At 71.0% G+C, this 18,021-nt stretch carries 15 protein-coding genes; 5 read left to right on the forward strand and 10 right to left on the reverse strand.

Annotated elements, in window-relative coordinates; genetic code table 11:
- Positions 1-10: 10 nt before the first annotated feature.
- Positions 11-1,918, reverse strand: coding sequence for an AMP-dependent synthetase/ligase (locus tag DC008_RS31985; protein ID WP_108709977.1), 1,908 nt, complete (start codon positions 1,916-1,918; stop codon positions 11-13).
- A gap of 151 nt (positions 1,919-2,069) precedes the next feature.
- Between DC008_RS31985 and DC008_RS31990 the strand changes: the two genes are divergently transcribed.
- Positions 2,070-2,339, forward strand: a complete 270-nt coding sequence (locus DC008_RS31990) for a DUF6480 family protein (RefSeq protein ID WP_108709978.1) — start codon at positions 2,070-2,072, stop codon at positions 2,337-2,339.
- A 16-nt stretch (positions 2,340-2,355) separates the two neighbouring features.
- Here DC008_RS31990 and glgB read toward each other — a convergent pair whose 3' ends face one another.
- The 5 genes from glgB to DC008_RS32015 all read right to left on the reverse strand — a co-directional run bounded on the left by glgB (position 2,356) and on the right by DC008_RS32015 (position 10,079).
- Entirely contained in the window at positions 2,356-4,569 is a 2,214-nt protein-coding gene (glgB, locus tag DC008_RS31995) for a 1,4-alpha-glucan branching enzyme (protein ID WP_108709979.1), read from the reverse strand.
- A gap of 3 nt (positions 4,570-4,572) precedes the next feature.
- Positions 4,573-5,934, reverse strand: coding sequence for a maltokinase N-terminal cap-like domain-containing protein (locus DC008_RS32000; RefSeq protein ID WP_108709980.1), 1,362 nt, complete (start codon positions 5,932-5,934; stop codon positions 4,573-4,575).
- 41 nt (positions 5,935-5,975) lie between these two features.
- Positions 5,976-7,694: a maltose alpha-D-glucosyltransferase gene (gene treS, locus DC008_RS32005; protein WP_108709981.1), complete on the reverse strand. Its 1,719-nt coding sequence runs from the start codon at positions 7,692-7,694 to the stop codon at positions 5,976-5,978.
- Positions 7,691-9,706 carry an alpha-1,4-glucan--maltose-1-phosphate maltosyltransferase gene (locus DC008_RS32010; RefSeq protein WP_108709982.1) on the reverse strand — a complete coding sequence of 672 codons (2,016 nt, stop codon included), beginning with the start codon at positions 9,704-9,706 and terminating at the stop codon, positions 7,691-7,693. Before DC008_RS32010 ends, treS begins: the two co-directional genes overlap by 4 nt.
- Before the next feature lie 70 nt (positions 9,707-9,776).
- Entirely contained in the window at positions 9,777-10,079 is a 303-nt protein-coding gene (locus tag DC008_RS32015) for a DUF5133 domain-containing protein (RefSeq protein ID WP_108710961.1), read from the reverse strand.
- 310 nt (positions 10,080-10,389) lie between these two features.
- Here DC008_RS32015 and DC008_RS32020 point away from each other — a divergent pair, with 310 nt between their 5' ends.
- Entirely contained in the window at positions 10,390-10,902 is a 513-nt protein-coding gene (locus DC008_RS32020; protein ID WP_108709983.1) for a pep a2, read from the forward strand.
- Positions 10,899-13,067: a glycogen debranching protein GlgX gene (glgX, locus tag DC008_RS32025; RefSeq protein ID WP_208646041.1), complete on the forward strand. Its 2,169-nt coding sequence runs from the start codon at positions 10,899-10,901 to the stop codon at positions 13,065-13,067. The genes DC008_RS32020 and glgX overlap by 4 nt, the downstream gene beginning before the upstream one ends.
- A gap of 27 nt (positions 13,068-13,094) precedes the next feature.
- Here glgX and DC008_RS32030 read toward each other — a convergent pair whose 3' ends face one another.
- Entirely contained in the window at positions 13,095-13,895 is an 801-nt protein-coding gene (locus tag DC008_RS32030; RefSeq protein WP_108709984.1) for a VOC family protein, read from the reverse strand.
- 168 nt (positions 13,896-14,063) lie between these two features.
- Here DC008_RS32030 and DC008_RS32035 point away from each other — a divergent pair, with 168 nt between their 5' ends.
- Positions 14,064-14,396 (forward strand): ANTAR domain-containing protein, encoded by a 333-nt coding sequence (locus DC008_RS32035; RefSeq protein WP_108709985.1) that lies wholly within the window; start codon positions 14,064-14,066, stop codon positions 14,394-14,396.
- A 1-nt stretch (position 14,397) separates the two neighbouring features.
- Here the strand turns inward: DC008_RS32035 and DC008_RS32040 are convergent, their stop codons facing one another.
- Positions 14,398-15,213, reverse strand: a complete 816-nt coding sequence (locus DC008_RS32040; RefSeq protein WP_108709986.1) for a SigB/SigF/SigG family RNA polymerase sigma factor — start codon at positions 15,211-15,213, stop codon at positions 14,398-14,400.
- A gap of 417 nt (positions 15,214-15,630) precedes the next feature.
- Here DC008_RS32040 and DC008_RS32045 point away from each other — a divergent pair, with 417 nt between their 5' ends.
- A complete protein-coding gene (locus DC008_RS32045; RefSeq protein ID WP_108709987.1) occupies positions 15,631-16,149 on the forward strand; it encodes a hypothetical protein in 519 nt (172 codons plus the stop codon).
- Positions 16,150-16,173: 24 nt separating this feature from the next.
- Here the strand turns inward: DC008_RS32045 and hemC are convergent, their stop codons facing one another.
- A complete protein-coding gene (gene hemC, locus DC008_RS32050; protein ID WP_108709988.1) occupies positions 16,174-17,109 on the reverse strand; it encodes a hydroxymethylbilane synthase in 936 nt (311 codons plus the stop codon).
- A 64-nt stretch (positions 17,110-17,173) separates the two neighbouring features.
- Positions 17,174-17,950 (reverse strand): NPP1 family protein, encoded by a 777-nt coding sequence (locus tag DC008_RS32055; protein ID WP_108709989.1) that lies wholly within the window; start codon positions 17,948-17,950, stop codon positions 17,174-17,176.
- Between the last annotated feature and the right edge of the window lie 71 nt (positions 17,951-18,021).

Consider the following 18,021-nt stretch of genomic DNA (forward strand, 5'->3'; position numbering starts at 1 on the left):
CCACCGGGACTCAGCCGAAGACGCTGTCCCCCTCGTCCCAGTGCGCCACGTCGTCCGACAGATGCTCCCGGGGCATCCGCGACCGCGCCTGGTACATCGCGTCGATCTGCGCCTCGTAGTGCCGCACGATCGCGTCCCGGCGCAGCTTCATCGACGGCGTCAGAAGCCCGCTGGCCACGTCGAACGGCTCCGGCAGCACCCGGAACACCCGGATCGACTCCGGGCGCGACACCGCGCTGTTGGCGGCGGCCACCGCCCGGCCGATCTCCTCCCGCAGCGCGTTCTCCTCCCGTGCCTCGCGGGCCCGCGCGTCGCTGCGGGCCGCCAGGGAGTCCCGCCAGAACGCCAGGAACTCCGGGTCCAGGGTGATCAGCGCCCCGATACAGGGCCGGTTGTCACCCACCACCACGGCCTGGTGGACCAGCGGATGCTGCCGCAGCCGCTGCTCCAGGAGCGCCGGCGAGACGCTCTTGCCGCTGCTCGTGATGATGACGTCCTTCTTGCGGCCTGTGATCGTCAGATAGCCGTCGGAGTCCAGCCGTCCGAGGTCCCCGGTCGCCAGCCAGCCGCCGCGCAGCGCGCCCCGTGTCGCGGCCTCGTTGTTGACGTAGCCCTGGAACACCGAGGGCCCGCGCACCAGGATCTCCCCGTCGTCGGCCACCCTGATGTCCACGCCCGGCAGCGCCTGGCCCACCGTGCCCGACATCTCCCGGCCCAGCGGCTGCGCGGTCACCCCGCCGCAGGTCTCGGTCAGGCCGTAGCCGTCGTTCACATAGATGCCGATGCCCTCGTAGAACAGGGACAGTTCACGGTTGAGGGGGGAGCCGCCGGACGTCGCCCGGCAGATCCGTCCGCCCAGCGCCTCCCGCAGCTTGCGGTACACCGTCCGCTCGTACAGGGCGTGCTGCAGCCGTAGATCGAAGCCGGGACCGGGCCCGCCACCCAGCCGGTGGCGCTCCAGCGCCGCCGCGAAGTCCCGCGCGGTGTCCGCGGCCCGCTCGAACAGCGCGCCCCGGCCGGACTGCTGCGCCGTGCGCAGGAAGTTCTTGTAGATCTTCTCGAAGATCGACGGGACGGCCGTGAAGTACGTCGGGCGGAACGTCCGCAGCGCCGAGGCGAGCGCCTCCCCGCTGAGATCCGGCTCGTGCCCCATCAGCAGCCCGCCGCGGATGCACAGCCCCTGCACCAGCAGCCCGTACACATGGGAGAACGGCAGAAAGGCGAGGACCGAGCCCTGCCGCTCGCCGGGCGGCACGACCGTGTGGCCCCAGCCCGCGAGGAGCGTGTCGCAGGGGCTCGCGAGACCCCGGTGGCTGAGCGCGCAGCCCAGCGGGCGGCCCGTCGTGCCGGAGGTGTACATGATCGCCGCGGTGGAGTCCGGCAGCACGATCCGGCGCAGCGACTCGACCGTCGCGAACGGCACGAACTCGCCCGCCTCGACCAGTTGCTGGAGCCCGCCGGCGTCCAGCTGCCACACATGCCGCAGCCGGGGCAGCGTCCCGCACACCGACCCGACCGTCATGATCGCCTGCTCGTCCTCGACCACCACGGCCACGCACTCGGCGTCCCGGAGGATCCACTCGACCTGGTCGCGTGACGACGTCGGATAGATCGGCACCACCTCGGCGCCCACCGCCCACAGCGCGTAGCTGAACACCGTCCACTCGTAGCGGGTGCGGGCCATCACGGCCACCCGGTGGCCCGGCGAGATCCCGGACGCGATCAGGCCCTTGGCGACAGCCGTGACCTCGTCGCGCACCTCCACGGCGGTCACCTCCTCCCATACGGAGGAGGAGGGGTGGGGGCGGCGCGCGAGCAACGGGAGCGTGGGATCGGCGGCGGCCGTCTCGAAGAGGCTGTCGGCGAGCCCTCCAGTCAGCGGGCGAACGGGCGGGGGAGCGAGGCCGAGGTCGCGCATGCGCTGCTCCTGGTATGTACCGGGTGTGACACCACCGATGAGTTCTGTTATCGGCGTCGCCCGAATCTAGCCCAGCCGGGAGCGCGCGGTGCCCTGATCTGACAATTGACGTCGTTCGGTGATCTCGGCCGCATGGGGGAACCCGGAGGGCATGACACACGCGACCCCCCAACCGAACCCAGAGCCGGGCCGGCCCCCCAACCCCGACCCGGAACCCGAGCGCACCACCGGCCTCGAACCGGGCGGCTCGGTACCGCCCGGCGAGACCCCGCCCGCGGAGAGCAGCATGTCCGGAGCGGGCCCCCGGGAGACCCACAACCCGCCCACCGGGTGGGCCAAGGCCCCCCTGACCCTGATCCTCCTCGGCACGGCCCTGATCGCCGCGTTCTTCCTCGTCTACGCCCTGATCCTGATCTTCTGACCCGGACCGGGGCCCGTCACAGACCCGGTGTGAGCCACACCGTGGCCAGCGGAGGCAGCGTCAGCCGCAGCCGCCCGTCCTCCGGCTTGAGCGGGCCGGGGTTGGTGACATCGCTGCCGCCGTACCGCGCCGCGTCCGTGTTCAGGGTCTCGCGCCACGCCGTGACGTGGTCCGGGACCCACAGGGCGTAGTCGTGCCGGACGACGGGCGAGAAGTTCGAGACGCAGAACAGTGGCGCCCCCTCGGCGTCGTACCGCAGGAACGCGAAGACGTTGTCGTCGGCGGCGTCCCCCAGCGACCACTGGAAGCCGGCGGGATCGGTGTCGCGCTGCCACAGCGCCGGGGTGGCCTGGTACACGGTGTTGAGATCACGGACCAGATCGCGCACCCCGACGTGGTCGCCGGCCGAGGCGTACCCCGGGTCCGTCAGCCACCACTCCGGGCCGTGCGCCTCCGACCACTCCGCGCCCTGCGCGAACTCCTGCCCCATGAACAGCAGTTGCTTGCCCGGGTGGGCCCACATGAAGCCCAGGTAGGCCCGGTGGTTCGCCCGCCGCTGCCACCAGTCGCCGGGCATCTTCGACACCAGCGCCTGCTTGCCGTGCACGACCTCGTCGTGCGAGATCGGCAGGACGTAGTTCTCGCTGTACGCGTACACCATCGAGAACGTCATCTCGTTGTGGTGGTACTTGCGGTGCACCGGCTCCTTGGCGATGTACTCCAGCGAGTCGTGCATCCACCCCATGTTCCACTTCAGACCGAAGCCCAGCCCGCCGCTGTCCGTCGGCCGGGTCACCCCGCCCCACGCGGTGGACTCCTCCGCGATCGTGACGACCCCCGGATTGCGCCGGTACACGGTCGCGTTCATCTCCTGCAGGAACGTCATCGCGGCCAGGTCCTCCCGACCGCCGTAGGCGTTCGGCGCCCACTCCCCGGATTCACGCGAGTAGTCCAGGTAGAGCATGGAGGCGACGGCGTCCACCCGCAGGCCGTCGATGTGGAACTCCTCGCACCAGTACGTCGCGTTGGCCACCAGGAAGTTGCGCACCTCGGTCCGCCCGAAGTCGAACTCGAAGGTCCCCCAGTCCGGGTGCTCGGCCCGCCGGGCGTCCCCGGGCTCGTACAGCGGGTCCCCGTCGAACCGGGCCAGCGCCCAGTCGTCCTTCGGGAAGTGCGCCGGCACCCAGTCCATGATCACGCCGATCCCGGCCCGGTGCAGCGAGTCGATCAGGTACTTGAAGTCGTCGGGACCGCCGAGCCGGGACAGGGGCGCGTAGAACCCGGTGACCTGGTAGCCCCACGAGCCCGCGAACGGGTGCTGCGCCACCGGCATCAGCTCGACATGCGTGAAACCGAGGTCGGCGACGTACGCGGGCAGCTCCTCGGCGAGCTGCCGGTACGTCAGCCCCGGCCGCCACGACGGCAGATGCACCTCGTACACGGAGAACGGGGCCTCGTGCACCGGGACGTCACCGCGGTGCGCCATCCACCGCGCGTCGCCCCACTCGTAGCGCGAGGCGTGCACGATCGACGCCGTGTCCGGCGGCACCTCCGCGCGCCGCGCCATCGGGTCGGCCTTCAGAAAGCGGTGGCCGTACCGGGAGGTGATCTCGAACTTGTACCGGGTGCCCTCGCCGATGCCCGGCAGGAACAGCTCCCACACCCCGGACGCGCCGAGGGACCGCATCGGGAACGCCGTCCCGTCCCAGTGGCAGAAGTCCCCGGCGACCCGCACACCCTGCGCGTTCGGCGCCCAGACGGTGAAGCGGGTGCCGGCCACGCCCTGGTGCTCCATGGGCTCGGCGCCGAGCGCCTTCCACAGCTCCTCGTGCCGGCCCTCCCGGATCAGATGGAGGTCCAGCTCGCCCAGGGCCGGCAGGAAGCGGTACGGGTCGTGCGTCTCGTGCTCGTCGCCGCCGTCCTCCTGGTACGACACCAGCAGCGTGTACGCGGGGATCCGCGGCAGCGGCAGCACCGTGGAGAACAGCCCGCCGCCTTCCGAGACCAGCGCGGTGCGCTCGCCGTCCACCAGCACGCTCACCGCCCGCGCGAACGGGCGCAGCGCGCGCACCGCGATCCCGCCGGGGACGGGATGCGCCCCGAGCAGGGCGTGCGGATCGTGGTGGGTGCCCGCCAGCAGGCGGTCGCGGTCGCCGGGATCCAGGGCCGGGGCGGTCAGGCTCCGGCTCGCTCCGGCGGACTCGGGGCGCGAGGTCTCGTGCAGGGCCATCGGTCAGGCTCCTCTCACGGCGAGGCGTTCGATCGCCGCCATAGGTACGGGCAACCAGTCGGGTCGGTGCCGGGCCTCGTACAGCACCTCGTACACGGCGCGGTCGGTCTCATAGGCACGGAGCAGTCCGTGCTTCTTGCGCGGGTCCCATCCGGCGAGCGACGCGTAGCCCGCGCAGTAGGCCTCGCGGCAGCGGCGCGCCCACTCCGGACGCCACGGCCGGCGCTGCCGGGCGGCGTAGTCGAAGGAGCGCAGCATCCCGGCGATGTCGCGCACCGGGGAGTGCACACCACGCCGCTCGGCCAGCGGCCGGGACGGCTCGCCCTCGAAGTCGATGACGAACCACTCCCGCCCTGCCCGCAGCACTTGCCCGAGATGCAGGTCGCCGTGGATGCGCTGGTCCGGCGGGCCCGGGTCGCAGCCCGCGAGCGCGCCGAAGGCCGTGCGCAGTCCGGGGACATGGGGCTGGAGCGCGGGCACGAAGTGCGCGGCGAGCTCCAGACGCTCGGTCATGGCCGCCGCCATCCGGCCGTTCTCGCCGTGCGCGCGGGACGGGAACGCCGACGCCAGCGCCAGATGCACCTCGGCCGTCGCCCGGCCCAGCTGGCGCGCCTCGGCGGTGAAGTCGTCACCGGAGGCGAGCGCCGAGAGGGCGAGCGTCCAGCCGTCCGAGGCGTCCCGCAGGAACGGCTGGAGCACCCCGAGCGTGGCCTCCCAGGGGCGCGTCGTACGGAACCAGGCCACCGGGGCCGGCACCCGCCGGCAGCCCTGGCCGGCCAGCGCCCCGGACAGCTCCAGATCGGGGTTGACGCCCGGCTGGATGCGCCGGAACAGCTTCAGGATGAATGCGTCGCCGTACACCAGCGAGGAGTTGGACTGCTCCGCGTCCAGCAGCCGGGGCACGAGACCGGCCGGCACCGGCACGGACGGGTCGCCCTCGAAGCGCAGCGGACCCGCGTCCCCGGGATGCCGCAGCCGCTCCAGGAGCAGCTGTGCCGAGCGGGGGTCCTGCAGCGCGTCGAAGACCGTCATCCCGGCCAGCGGGCCTTCCTCCGCCCGGCCGATCAGCGCGCGGCCGAGCCGCGGCGACGGGTGCTGCCGTACGCCGAGCAGCAGCTGGTAGCAGTCACCGGCCGGCGGGGCGCCGCCGGGGGAGGGGACGGCCGAGTGACCGGCGTGCACCAGCAGGTGCAGACAGCCCGGGAAGAGTTCGGTCATGGACAGCAGGGCGAGGTCCGTGACCGGCCGGTCCTTGCCGGCGAACCAGCGCTGCCGCGGCAGCCATTCGCGCAGCAGGCCGGAGAGCGACGCCATGGGGCCGGCGTCGGCCGTACGGCCCGGTCGGGCGATTGCGGTCTTCTGCATGGTGACGCGTCCTTTCCTCGGCAGTCGCTCGAAGCTCAGACTCAAGATCGTCTGCCGATGCGGGATGCGACTCGGGTGAGCCGGAACCAGTAGAAGCCGTGGCCCCCGAGGGTCAGCAGATACGGCAGCTCGCCGATGGCGGGGAAGCGGACGCCGCCGAACAGTTCGACGGGGACGCGTCCGCTGAACTCACGCAGATCGAGTTCGGTGGGCTGCGAGAAGCGGGCGAAGTTGTGCACGCACAGCACCAGGTCGTCCTCGTACTCGCGCAGGAAGGCGAGGACGGCCGGGTTGGAGGAGTTCAGCTCGGTGTAGGAGCCGAGTCCGAAGGCGGGGTTCTGCTTGCGGATCTCGATCATGCGCCGGGTCCAGTGCAGCAGCGAGGACGGCGAGGACATCGACGCCTCGACGTTCGTGACCTGGTAGCCGTAGACCGGGTCCATGATCGTCGGCAGGCAGAGCCGTCCGGGGTCACACGTGGAGAAGCCGGCGTTGCGGTCGGGCGTCCACTGCATGGGGGTGCGGACGGCGTCGCGGTCGCCGAGCCAGATGTTGTCGCCCATGCCGATCTCGTCGCCGTAGTAGAGGATCGGCGAACCGGGCAGCGAGAGCAGCAGGGCGGTGAACAGCTCGATGGAGTGCCGGTCGTTGTCCAGCAGGGGTGCGAGTCTGCGCCGGATGCCGATGTTGGCGCGCATGCGGGGGTCCTTGGCGTACTCGGCCCACATGTAGTCGCGCTCTTCGTCGGTGACCATCTCCAGGGTCAGCTCGTCGTGGTTGCGCAGGAAGATGCCCCACTGGCAGCCGGACGGGATCGCCGGGGTCTTCGCCAGGATTTCCGAGACGGGGTAGCGGGACTCGCGGCGCACGGCCATGAAGATGCGGGGCATGACCGGGAAGTGGAAGGCCATGTGGCATTCGTCGCCGCCGGAGGCGTAGTCGCCGAAGTAGTCGACGACGTCCTCGGGCCACTGGTTCGCCTCCGCCAGCAGCACCGTGTCGGGGTACATGGCGTCGATCTCGCGCCGGACCCGCTTGAGGAAGGCGTGTGTGGCCGGGAGGTTCTCGCAGTTGGTGCCCTCTTCGGCGTAGAGGTAGGGGACGGCGTCGAGGCGGAAGCCGTCGATGCCGAGGTCGAGCCAGAACTTCAGGGCGGAGAGGATCTCCTCCTGCACGGCCGGGTTCTCGTAGTTGAGGTCGGGCTGGTGGGAGAAGAAGCGGTGGAAGTAGTACTGCTTGCGGACCGGGTCGAAGGTCCAGTTGGACGCTTCGGTGTCGACGAAGATGATGCGGGCGTCGGGGTAGGCCTTGTCGTCGTCGGCCCACATGTAGTAGTCGCCGTAGGGGCCTTCGGGGTCCTTGCGGGATTCCTGGAACCACGGGTGCTGATCACTCGTGTGGTTCATGACGAAGTCGATGATGACCCGCATCCCGCGCTGATGGGCCGCGTCCACGAACTCCACGAAATCGGCGAGGTTCCCGAACTCCGGCAGGACGGCCGTGTAGTCGGAGACGTCGTAGCCGCCGTCGCGCAGCGGGGACTTGAAGAAGGGCGGCAGCCACAGGCAGTCGACACCGAGCCATTGCAGGTAGTCGAGCTTGGCGGTCAGGCCCTTGAGGTCGCCCACGCCGTCGCCGTTGCTGTCCTGGAAGGAGCGGACCAGGACCTCGTAGAAGACGGCACGTTTGAACCAGTCGGGGTCACGGTCCTTGACGGGGGTGTCCTCGAAGGTGTCCAGGACGGGCTCGTTGACGGTCATGAGGTGGAGGACCCTCCGATCTGCGGTGGCGATGCCTGGACGTGGAAGACGTGCGCGGGGGCCCTTCCGGGCTCCAGCCGTACGTAGTTGGCCCTGCCCCAGCGGTAGGTCTCACCCGTCAGTTCGTCGAGCACGGACAGGGAGGCGTCCCAGTCCAGCCCGAGTTGCGGCATGTCCAACGAGACCGTGGCCTCCTGGGGGTGCTGAGGATCGAGGTTGGCGACCACCAGCACCGTGTCGGGACCCGTGCGTTTGCTGTACGCGATGAGGGCGTCGTTGTCGGTGTGGTGGAAGCGCAGATTGCGCAGCCGGTGGAGCGCCGGGTGGCACCTGCGGATGGTGTTGAGCCGGGTGATGAGGGGGGTGATGGTGCGGCCCTCGCGTTCGGCGGTCTCCCAGTCGCGTTGGCGCAGCTGGTACTTCTCGCTGTTCAGGTACTCCTCGCTGCCTTCGCGCAGGGGGGTGTTCTCGCACAGTTCGTAGCCGCTGTAGACGCCCCAGGTGGGGGAGAGGGTGGCGGCCAGGACGGCGCGGACCTCGAAGGCGGGGCGGTGCCCGTGCTGGAGGTAGGCGTGGAGGATGTCGGGGGTGTTGACGAAGAAGTTGGGCCGCATGTAGGCGGCGGCCTCCCCGGACAGCTCGGTCAGATACTCCGTCAGCTCCTGCTTGCCGGTCCGCCAGGTGAAGTACGTGTACGACTGCTGGAATCCGATCTGCGCCAGGGTATGCATCATCGCCGGACGGGTGAACGCCTCCGCCAGGAAGATGACATCGGGGTCGGTGCGGTTGATGTCGGCGATGACCCGCTGCCAGAACACGACCGGCTTGGTGTGCGGATTGTCCACGCGGAAGATCCGCACCCCGTGGCCCATCCAGTGCCGCAGGATCCGCAGGGTCTCCGCGACCAGCCCGTCCATGTCCGCGTCGAACGCGATCGGGTAGATGTCCTGGTACTTCTTCGGCGGATTCTCCGCATACGCGATCGTGCCGTCGGGGCGGTGGTGGAACCACTCCGGATGCTTCGACACCCACGGATGATCGGGCGAGCACTGCAGCGCGAAGTCCAGCGCGATCTCCAGCCCCAACTCCTGCGCGCGGGCCACGAACCGGTCGAAGTCCTCGATCGTCCCCAGATCCGGGTGGACGGCGTCGTGCCCGCCCTCGGGCGAGCCGATCGCCCACGGCACCCCCACATCGTCCGGACCGGCGGACAGCGTGTTGTCGGGGCCCTTGCGGAACGTCGTCCCGATCGGATGGATCGGCGGCAGATACACGACGTCGAAGCCCATCGCGGCGATCGCCGGGAGCCGGCGCGCCGCCGTCTCGAACGTCCCGTGCGGCCGCTCCGGGGTGCCCTCGGAGCGCGGGAAGAACTCGTACCACGACCCGAACAGCGCCCGCTCCCGCTCCACCAGCAACGGCAACGCCTCCGACGCCGTCACCAGATCCCGCACCGGATACCGGCCGAGGACCGCGTCCACGTTGGCCGCGAAGGCCGCCGACAGCCGGGACACCGGAGGCAGGGAGTCGTCCCGCAGGGCCTCGGCGGCGGCGAGCAGTGCCGACCGCTCCGACGGGTCGGGCACCCCGGCGGCGGCGCGCTCGTACAGCTCGCCGCCCTCCTCCAGCACCAGCCCGACGTCGATCCCGGCCGGCACCTTGATCCGGGCGGTGTGCCGCCAGGTGGCCACCGGGTCGCTCCAGGCCTCCACATGGAACGTCCAGAGTCCCACCGCCGACGGGGTCACCTTGGCGCCCCAGCGGTCGGAGCCCGGCGCGAGTTCGTGCATCGGCGTCCAGGGACCCGGGCGGCCCTTCGGATCGGTCAGCACGACGTTGGCGGCCACGGCGTCGTGGCCCTCCCGGAACACGGTGGCGGTGACCTCGAAGGTCTCCCCGACGACCGCCTTCGCCGGATGCCTGCCGCGCTCCACGGCCGGCCGTACGTCCCGTACCGGGATGCGGCCTACGGCCCCGGCGCCGGCACCGGTCCTGCTCTTGGTCCTGCCCATGGTTCACCTCCACCGTGCTCGAGGCCGGGCACATGGCCCGGCCGGGGATCCGAACTCTGCCGGAAGGCGGCTACCTTCCCGCGTGGAAACGCCGACGCGTCCGCGGCCGGCCCTGCCCGGTCGCGACGCTCACCGTCCGCGGCCGTTCCTCCTGCTCCAACAGGTAGGCCGACGGGGTGTCACGCAGGTACTGCTCGGCCGCGTCCGCGGCTTCGCGAGCGCAACGCTTACCCATCAGAACGCACAGGGTGTAACCGGTGTCCTCGAAGGTGGCACGCACCGTTCGGTCGGACGGGGCGGCCAGCATGGCGCGCTCCCAGGCCCGGTACCGCCGCAGCAGGCGGGCGACTTCGGCTTTGGCCGGTAGCAGCATGGCCCCGCTCACCTTCCACTTCCGGGCTCGATGGCGCGTCTCCCGACCGTCGGGCGGAACCCGTGCGTGCGGGCGGCACACACGGGTTCCGTTGCGGGCATCGAGGTCTTCACACATGGTGCACGGTCGGCGACGCAGCGTCCTGTTGGATCTTCAACTACCGCCTCACCCGTTCGCTCGTGTTGCACGAATGGCGTACGCCACTCACTCTGAGATGACTCAGAGGCGATCAGCGCTCACGCTCCGCATTCGGGGCCCGTCCCGCGGGGACGAGGAGAGCGGGAGCTTTCGCGGTGAGGAGGTAACGACGGTGAAGACCGCAGTGCCCTGCTACTACCACCTCGATGTGGAAGTCAGCCCTGAACGGGTCGGTCAGGTCAGCCGAATTCTGGCCGCTCACCTCAGGTACTGGGACCTGGAGACGCTCGTCGAACCCGTCCGCCACGGCACCGAGATGCTGCTGCGGGCCATCGACGAGCACGCGAAGGACAAGAACACCTCGATCGAGATGTGGTGGAACGGGCAGCACCTCATCACCGCCATCGGTGACAACGACCGGGCCCTGCGCCCGGACCACGAGCTGCGCGCCTGCCTCCGGCACCTCGCCGCGATGAGCGACGGCTGGGGCTGCTGCGCCACCGAGACCGGCAGCAAGGTCATCTGGTTCTCGCAGCGCGCCCGCGCCGGCGAACGCGCCCCCCTCGTGCCGATCGCCCCCGCGCCCAGCCTCCGCGAGGCGCTGCGCGTACCCCGCGCGATGCCCGTCGCCGCCCTGGCCGGCGCGGCCGGGGTCCGGGACGGCGTCCTCGAGGAGGCCCGGTGACGGCACGCAGGCGCCGCAAGGACCTGAGCACAGGGGTGTCCGCCTGGAGCGGGCACCCCTACCCGCTGGGCGCCTCCCACGACGGACAGGGCACCAACTTCGCCCTGTTCAGCGAGGTCGCCGAACGCGTCGAGCTGGTCCTCGTCGACGACCAGGACCGGCACACCGCCGTCCCGCTGACCGAGGTCGACGGCTTCGTCTGGCACGGCTACGTCCCCGGCGTCGGCCCCGGCCAGCGCTACGGCTACCGGGTGCACGGCCCCTGGGACCCCGGCCTCGGTCACCGCTGCAACGCGTCGAAGCTGCTGCTCGACCCGTACAGCAGGGCCGTCGACGGCCAGGTCGACAACCACGCCTCCCTCTTCGAACGCACCGCGGGCGGCCCCTCCCCGGCCGACAGCGCCGGGCACACCATGCTCGGCGTGGTCACCGACCCGCACTTCGACTGGGGTGACGACCGGCCCCCCAGACGGCCGTACGCCGACACCGTGATCTACGAGGCACACGTCCGCGGACTCACCCGCACCCACCCCGACGTCCCGCCCGAACTGCGCGGCACCTACGCCGGACTCGCGCACCCCGCGGTCGTCGATCATCTGACGTCCCTCGGCGTGACCGCCGTCGAGCTGATGCCGGTCCACCAGTACGTCCAGGACGGCGTCCTCCTCGACCGCGGCCTGTCCAACTACTGGGGCTACAACACCATCGGCTTCTTCGCCCCGCACAACGCCTACGCCGCCCGCGGCACCCGCGGCGAACAGGTCAGCGAGTTCAAGGCGATGGTGAAGGCGCTGCACGAGGCCGGCCTCGAGGTCATCCTCGACGTCGTCTACAACCACACCGCCGAGGGCAACGAACGCGGCCCCACCCTGTCGTTCCGCGGTATCGACAACGCCTCCTACTACCGCCTGGTCGACGGCGACTGGGCGCACTACTACGACACCACAGGCACCGGCAACAGCCTGCTGATGCGCCACCCCTACGTCCTGCAGCTCATCATGGACTCGCTGCGCTACTGGGTCACCGAGATGCATGTCGACGGCTTCCGCTTCGACCTCGCGGCCACCCTGGCCCGGCAGTTCCACGAGGTGGACCGGCTGTCGGCGTTCTTCGACCTGATCCAGCAGGACCCCGTGATCAGCAGGGTCAAGCTCATCGCCGAGCCGTGGGACGTCGGCGAGGGCGGCTACCAGGTCGGCAACTTCCCGCCGCTGTGGTCGGAGTGGAACGGCAAGTACCGGGACGCCGTACGGGACTTCTGGCGCGGCGAGCCCGGCACGCTCGGCGAGTTCGCCTCCCGGCTGACCGGCAGCTCCGACCTGTACGCGCACAGCCGGCGCCGTCCGCGCGCCAGCGTCAACTTCGTGACCGCGCACGACGGGTTCACCCTGCGCGACCTCGTCTCCTACAACGACAAGCACAACGACGCCAACGGCGAGGACAACCGGGACGGCGAGAGCCACAACCGCTCCTGGAACTGCGGCACCGAGGGCGACACCGACGACCCGGCCGTGCTCCGGCTCCGGGCCCGCCAGCAGCGCAACTTCCTCGCCACGCTGCTGCTCTCACAGGGCATCCCCATGCTCTGCCACGGCGACGAACTCGGCCGCACCCAAAGGGGTAACAACAACGCCTACTGCCAGGACAACGAGATCTCCTGGATCGACTGGCGTCTCACAGACGAGCAGCGCGCGCTCGCCGACTTCACCCGATACGTCATCGGGCTGCGCGCTGCTCACCCCGTTCTGCGCCGGCGCCGCTTCTTCAAGGGGGAGACGGCCACCCGTCCCGACCAGCCGCTGCCCGACCTGGTGTGGTTCTCACCGGACGGCCGCGAGATGGACGACGACGACTGGCAGAGCCCCGACGCCCGCGCCGTGGCCGCCTTCCTCAACGGCGACGCGATCGCCGAACCGGACTGGTGCGGGCGGCCCGTCGTCGACGACTCGTTCCTCCTGCTCTTCAACAGCTACTGGGAACCGGTCGAGTTCCAGCTCCCGCAGGCCGGCTACGGCGAGCGCTGGACGACGCTGATCGACACCGCCGAGCCGCAGGGCCCGCCGGACGAGACCGAGCACAAGGCCGGCACGGCCCTCCTGGTCGAACGCCGCAGCCTGGTGCTGCTCTCCAGGCCGTCCCGCGTCTCCGCCCCGGCGGACAGCTAGCGGCAGCACCTCGCGTCGCGGCCGGGGCTACCGGCCGCGACGCGAGGTCACGGTGAACTGGGCGCCGTCCGGGTCACGCAGCACCGCCTCCTCCGGGTTCAGCGACAGCACACTGCCGCCGTTGCGCTCCGCGGCCCGCGCGCAGCGCGAGGCGTCCGCCACCGCGAAGTGCACCTGCCAGTGCGGCCGGATCGTCGGGTCGGGCGCGGCCTCCAGGGCCCCCGACTCGATCCGCGCGACCACGTCGCCGCCGCTGCGCAGCACGACCTCGCCGCCCTCGTAGTGGACCTCGCAGCACCCCGGGCTCTGGTTCGCCCAGTCGAGCACCTCGCCGTAGAACATGGCGGCGTCGAAGGCGTCGCGGGTGTGCAGCCGGATGAAGGTCGGCGCGGCACGCCGCCAGGTCTCCCAGTTGGAGATCAGCTCGCCCTCCCACACGCCGAACGTGGCGCCGTCGCGGTCGGCGAGCAGTGCCGCGCGCCCCGGCGGCAGGGACAGCGGCCCCACCGCCGCGGTGCCGCCGCGCTCCGCGACCCTGGCCACCGCCTCGTCGGCGCTGCGCACCGCGAAGTACGGCGTCCAGGCGACGGCCATCTGCCACATCGAGGCGACCGCGGCGATCCCCGCCACCGGCACGTCGTCGGCCAGCGCCACCCGGAAGCGGTCTCCGAGGGTGGCCGGACGCCAGCGCCAGCCGAGCACCGCCGAGTAGAAGTCCTGCGCCGCCTCCAGACCACGACTGGTCAGGCTCACCCAGCAGGGTGCGCCGAACACGGAGTGTGTGGACACGACCTCGGCCGTGCCCCTGGGGGTTCTCGCATCGTTCATGAGTCGCGTCCTGGTCTCGCTCGGCCGACGGCCACCGGTCTTCGTCACAGTGTCCAACCGGAACCGCTCCGCAGCCTGTCGAGTACCCCCGGCGTGGCGCCGAAACGGCCCACGGGAACCGGCCCGCGCTCACTGGCGCGGGCCGGGCGAGGCGGAGAGGATGGAGCCGTGACGCCCGCACCGAACGAGCCCAGCGACGACAGCGCCCGGATCGCCGAGCTGCAGGAGGAGGTCGACCAGCTCCGGCGCGCCGTGGGCGCGCACGCCGTCGTCGACCAGGCGATCGGCATGGTGGTCGCGCTCGGCCGGGTGACCCCCGACCAGGGGTGGGCGGTCCTGAAGGACGTCTCGCAGCACACCAACATCAAGCTGCGCCGCGTCGCCGAGCTGATCATCCTGTGGGGCCGGCAGGGCGAGATGCCCGCCGAGATCCGCGTCGCGCTGCAGGAGGCCCTCGAACGGCACGGCCCGACGCAGATCCCGGAGTCCGGTCAGGACTGAGTCATCCCGCCGTGGACGGCTCGGCGGCCGCGGCCTCCGTGAGCAGCTCCTCGCGCAGCTGCGCGAAGCATCCGCTGAGCAGCCGTGACACGTGCATCTGGGAGATGCCCAGCTGCTGGGCGATCCGGCTCTGGGTCATGCCGCCGAAGAAGCGCAGATAGAGGATGGTCCGCTCGCGCTCGGGCAGCCGGCGCAGACACGGCTCGACGGACACCCGGTCCACGACGACCTCGTACCCGGGGTCGGGGCCGCCGATGGCGTCCCCCAGCGCGTAGCCGTCGGTGCCGGGCATCTCCGCCTCCAGCGACAGCGCGGAGAAGCACTCCAGGGCCTCCATCCCGGTGCGCACCTCCTGCTCGGTGAGGTGGGCGTGCGCGGCGATCTCGGCGAGGGTGGGCTCGCGTCCCGGGGTGCTCTGGGAGAGCTCCTTGGTCGAATTACGCACCCGGTTGCGCAGGTCCTGGACCCGGCGGGGCACGTGCAGGGTCCACATGTGGTCGCGGAAGTGCCGCTTGATCTCACCGGTGATGGTGGGCACGGCGTACGCCTCGAAGGCGTGCCCGCGGGCGGGGTCGTAGTGCTCGACGGCCTTGACCAGGCCCAGGGCGGCCACCTGGTACAGGTCCTCCAGGGACTCGCCGCGGCCCTTGAACCGGACCGCGATCCGCTCGGCCATGGGCAGCCAGGAGCGGATCAGCTCGTCCTTGAGCGCCTTGCGCTCCGGGCCGTCGGGCAGGGTCACCAGGCGCTCGAAAGCGCGGGCGGTGTCCGGGGCGTCGTCGTGCGGATGCTGCTTCGTTCTGGTGGGGGCACTCATCCGAGCGCACCTCCCTCAGCGGTGCTGACGGGACAGACACCGTGGGAAGCGCGAACCCGGACCTGAGGAGACACCCAGGGGGCTGTCGGTCGGCTCCCACGGACGTGCCTCCTGTCCGAAGCACATATCTCAAGATTCCCCCTTATCGGTGACTCGAAACGCATTTCATGGATAGAAGGACATACCGGGGTGAATCGAAGGCGTGGACCGTCCGGATGCCGAAGCCGATGATCTTGGCCGGGAACGTGATGTGCGGCACGGTGGTGCTCGAGCCGGACCGCGGGCCGGACGGATAGTTCCTGCCCACGGCTTGATCGGTGATCAAGGGTGCGAATGGGCTGGCCACAGCGCATTCCGCTCATTTGACAGTGCACTGAGCACAAAGATAGGAAGCAGGCCCAGGACGAGAGGTGGATTGTGTACGAGCCGAACGTGGTCGGGGACTGGCACGAGTACGACGAGCATGCCGGTCTGCGTGTCCGCGTCCACGGTCTGGAGGCCGCCGAACCCCCGCGCGGACGCGACGACGCCGCCGAGGGACAGACGTACTTCCGGCTGCGGGTCACCGTCGAGAACCGCGGTGAGCGGCACCTCGGCATCCACCTGGAGGACGGCCAGATCGACGTACGGATCGGCCGCGACGGCGAGGCCGCCTTCATCGACTGGCGGAACTCCCAGTTCATCGAGGGCTTCGACGTCTACCCGCTGCGCCGCGCCACGGCCGTTTTGTACGCCGCGGGCCCCGAGGCCAGCCTGAGCCAGGTCGATGTGCAGATCCAGCTGCGGGTCGAGGAGGAGTGGGCCGACCGCCGGCTGTGGGCCGGAGGCCTGGGCCTCCAGGAGCCCGTCGGCACCCATGCCGCCACCCTGCGCGACGGTCTCGCACTCCAGGTCAGCGACTTCCTGCGGGAGCAGGCCGAGGAGGGCACCGCCTGACGCGGTGCCCCGCGCGCCCGCGGCTCAGTGCGGGATGCCGTCGATGATCTCGCGGGCGCCCTGCCGCAGCAGCGCCACCGCCACCGAGGTGCCCAGGGTCGCCGGGTCCAGCCGGCCCGCCCACTCGTGGGCGTTCAGCCGGGTCTTGCCGTCCGGGGTGAAGACGCACGCCCGCAGCGACAGCTCGCCGCCCCGGTCCACGCGCGCGTATCCCGCGATCGGGCTGTTGCAGTGGCCCTGCAGGACGTGCAGCAGCATGCGCTCCGCGGTCGCCTCCCGGTAGGTGTCCGGGTCGCCGAGACCGCTGACCGCGTCGATGAGGTCGGTGTCGCCCTCCCGGCACTGCAGCGCGAGGACGCCGGCCCCGATGGGCGGCATCATCGTCTCGGGGGAGAGGACCTCGCTGATCACGGCGGTCCGGCCGATGCGCTCCAGGCCGGCCACCGCCAGCAGCAGCGCGTCCGCCTCGCCGTCCGCCAGCTTCCGCAGCCGCCGGTTGGCGTTGCCGCGGAACGGCACGCACTCCAGATGCGGGTGCGTGGCCGCGAGCTGGGCGACCCGGCGCACCGAGGAGGTGCCGATCCGGGTGCCGGCCGGCAGCTCGTCCAGCGTGAGCCCGCCGGGGTGCACCAGCGCGTCACGGATGTCGTCCCGCTGCAGGAACGCGGCGAACGTGGTCCCCGCGGGCAGCGGCCGGTCGGCCGGGACGTCCTTCAGGCAGTGCACGGCGAGGTCCGCCTCGCCGGCCAGCAGGGCCGCGTCCACCTCCTTGGTGAACGCTCCCTTGCCCTCCACCTGGGACAGGTCGCCCAGCCACTTGTCGCCGGTCGTCCGCACGGGCACGACCTCGGTGCGCACACCCGGGTGCAGGGCCGCCAACTCGGCGCGGACGCGCTCCACTTGGGCGAGTGCCATGGGCGAGTCACGGGAGACGACACGGATCAGTTCAGGCACGGACATGCCGCCACCATAGACCCTTGCGCGCCACCGTCAGGACACGATGGCGCGGTTCGGGCCCCCTGCGTCAGGCGTTCGGGTCGAAGGGGATGCCGGACGGCTTCGCGGACGCCAGATGGCTGGTGAAGCTGCCGTCCTTCAGTCCGAAGTGGGCGCTGCCGAAGTCGTGCGCGACGAGCTTGTCGCGCAGGCCCGCCGGGTAGCCGTTCCAGCCGATCAGCGGCGGATACTGCCAGGTCCGCCTGTGGTTCTCCGGCGGCTCGTCGTTGCCGTTGGCCGCGCGGAAGCAGTGCGTGCTGATGCCGTCCTTGTGGTAGACGACCTTGGCGTGCGTGCCCTCGAAGCGCAGCGACGACGCCGCGTGGACGGTGAACGAGCCGTGGTTGGACGTCGAGACGTACTGCACGGCGTCGCCCTGCACCCACACCACGACGTGCTCCCAGTCGTGCCGGTGCCCGCCGAGGCTGACGCCCGGCAGCGCCTGGTCCTTCTCGAAGTACAGGCCGTACAGATAGGCGCACCAGCCGTTGTTGCACTTGTAGCGGCTGTAGGCGTTGGTGTTGTCGAGGTCCGAGGCGTCCCGGCAGTTGCCGTTGAGCGCGCCCGTCGGGTTGAGGCCGGGGTTGACGGTGCCGTCCGGGCCGATGGCGGCGGACGAGTAGCAGCCGTCGGTGTCGTAGTCGAAGGCGGGCTGGTACGCCCGCTCGGCCGCCTCCGCGTTGCCGGGCAGCGCCGGGGGCGGCGCGGCGTGGGCCACGGCGGGGAAGGCCATGACGAGCGCGGCGGCACCGGCCAGTGCGGTGAGCCATCTTCTGCGGTGCGTGCGGAACGTCTCTGAAGACACTGCGTCTCCTCGGGGTACGGCGCAGCCCAACGGCTGTGGGGGGAAAGGCAGTTCAGGATCCCCGGTTTCCA

Source organism: Streptomyces nigra, assembly GCF_003074055.1.
Lineage (GTDB): Bacteria > Actinomycetota > Actinomycetes > Streptomycetales > Streptomycetaceae > Streptomyces > Streptomyces nigra.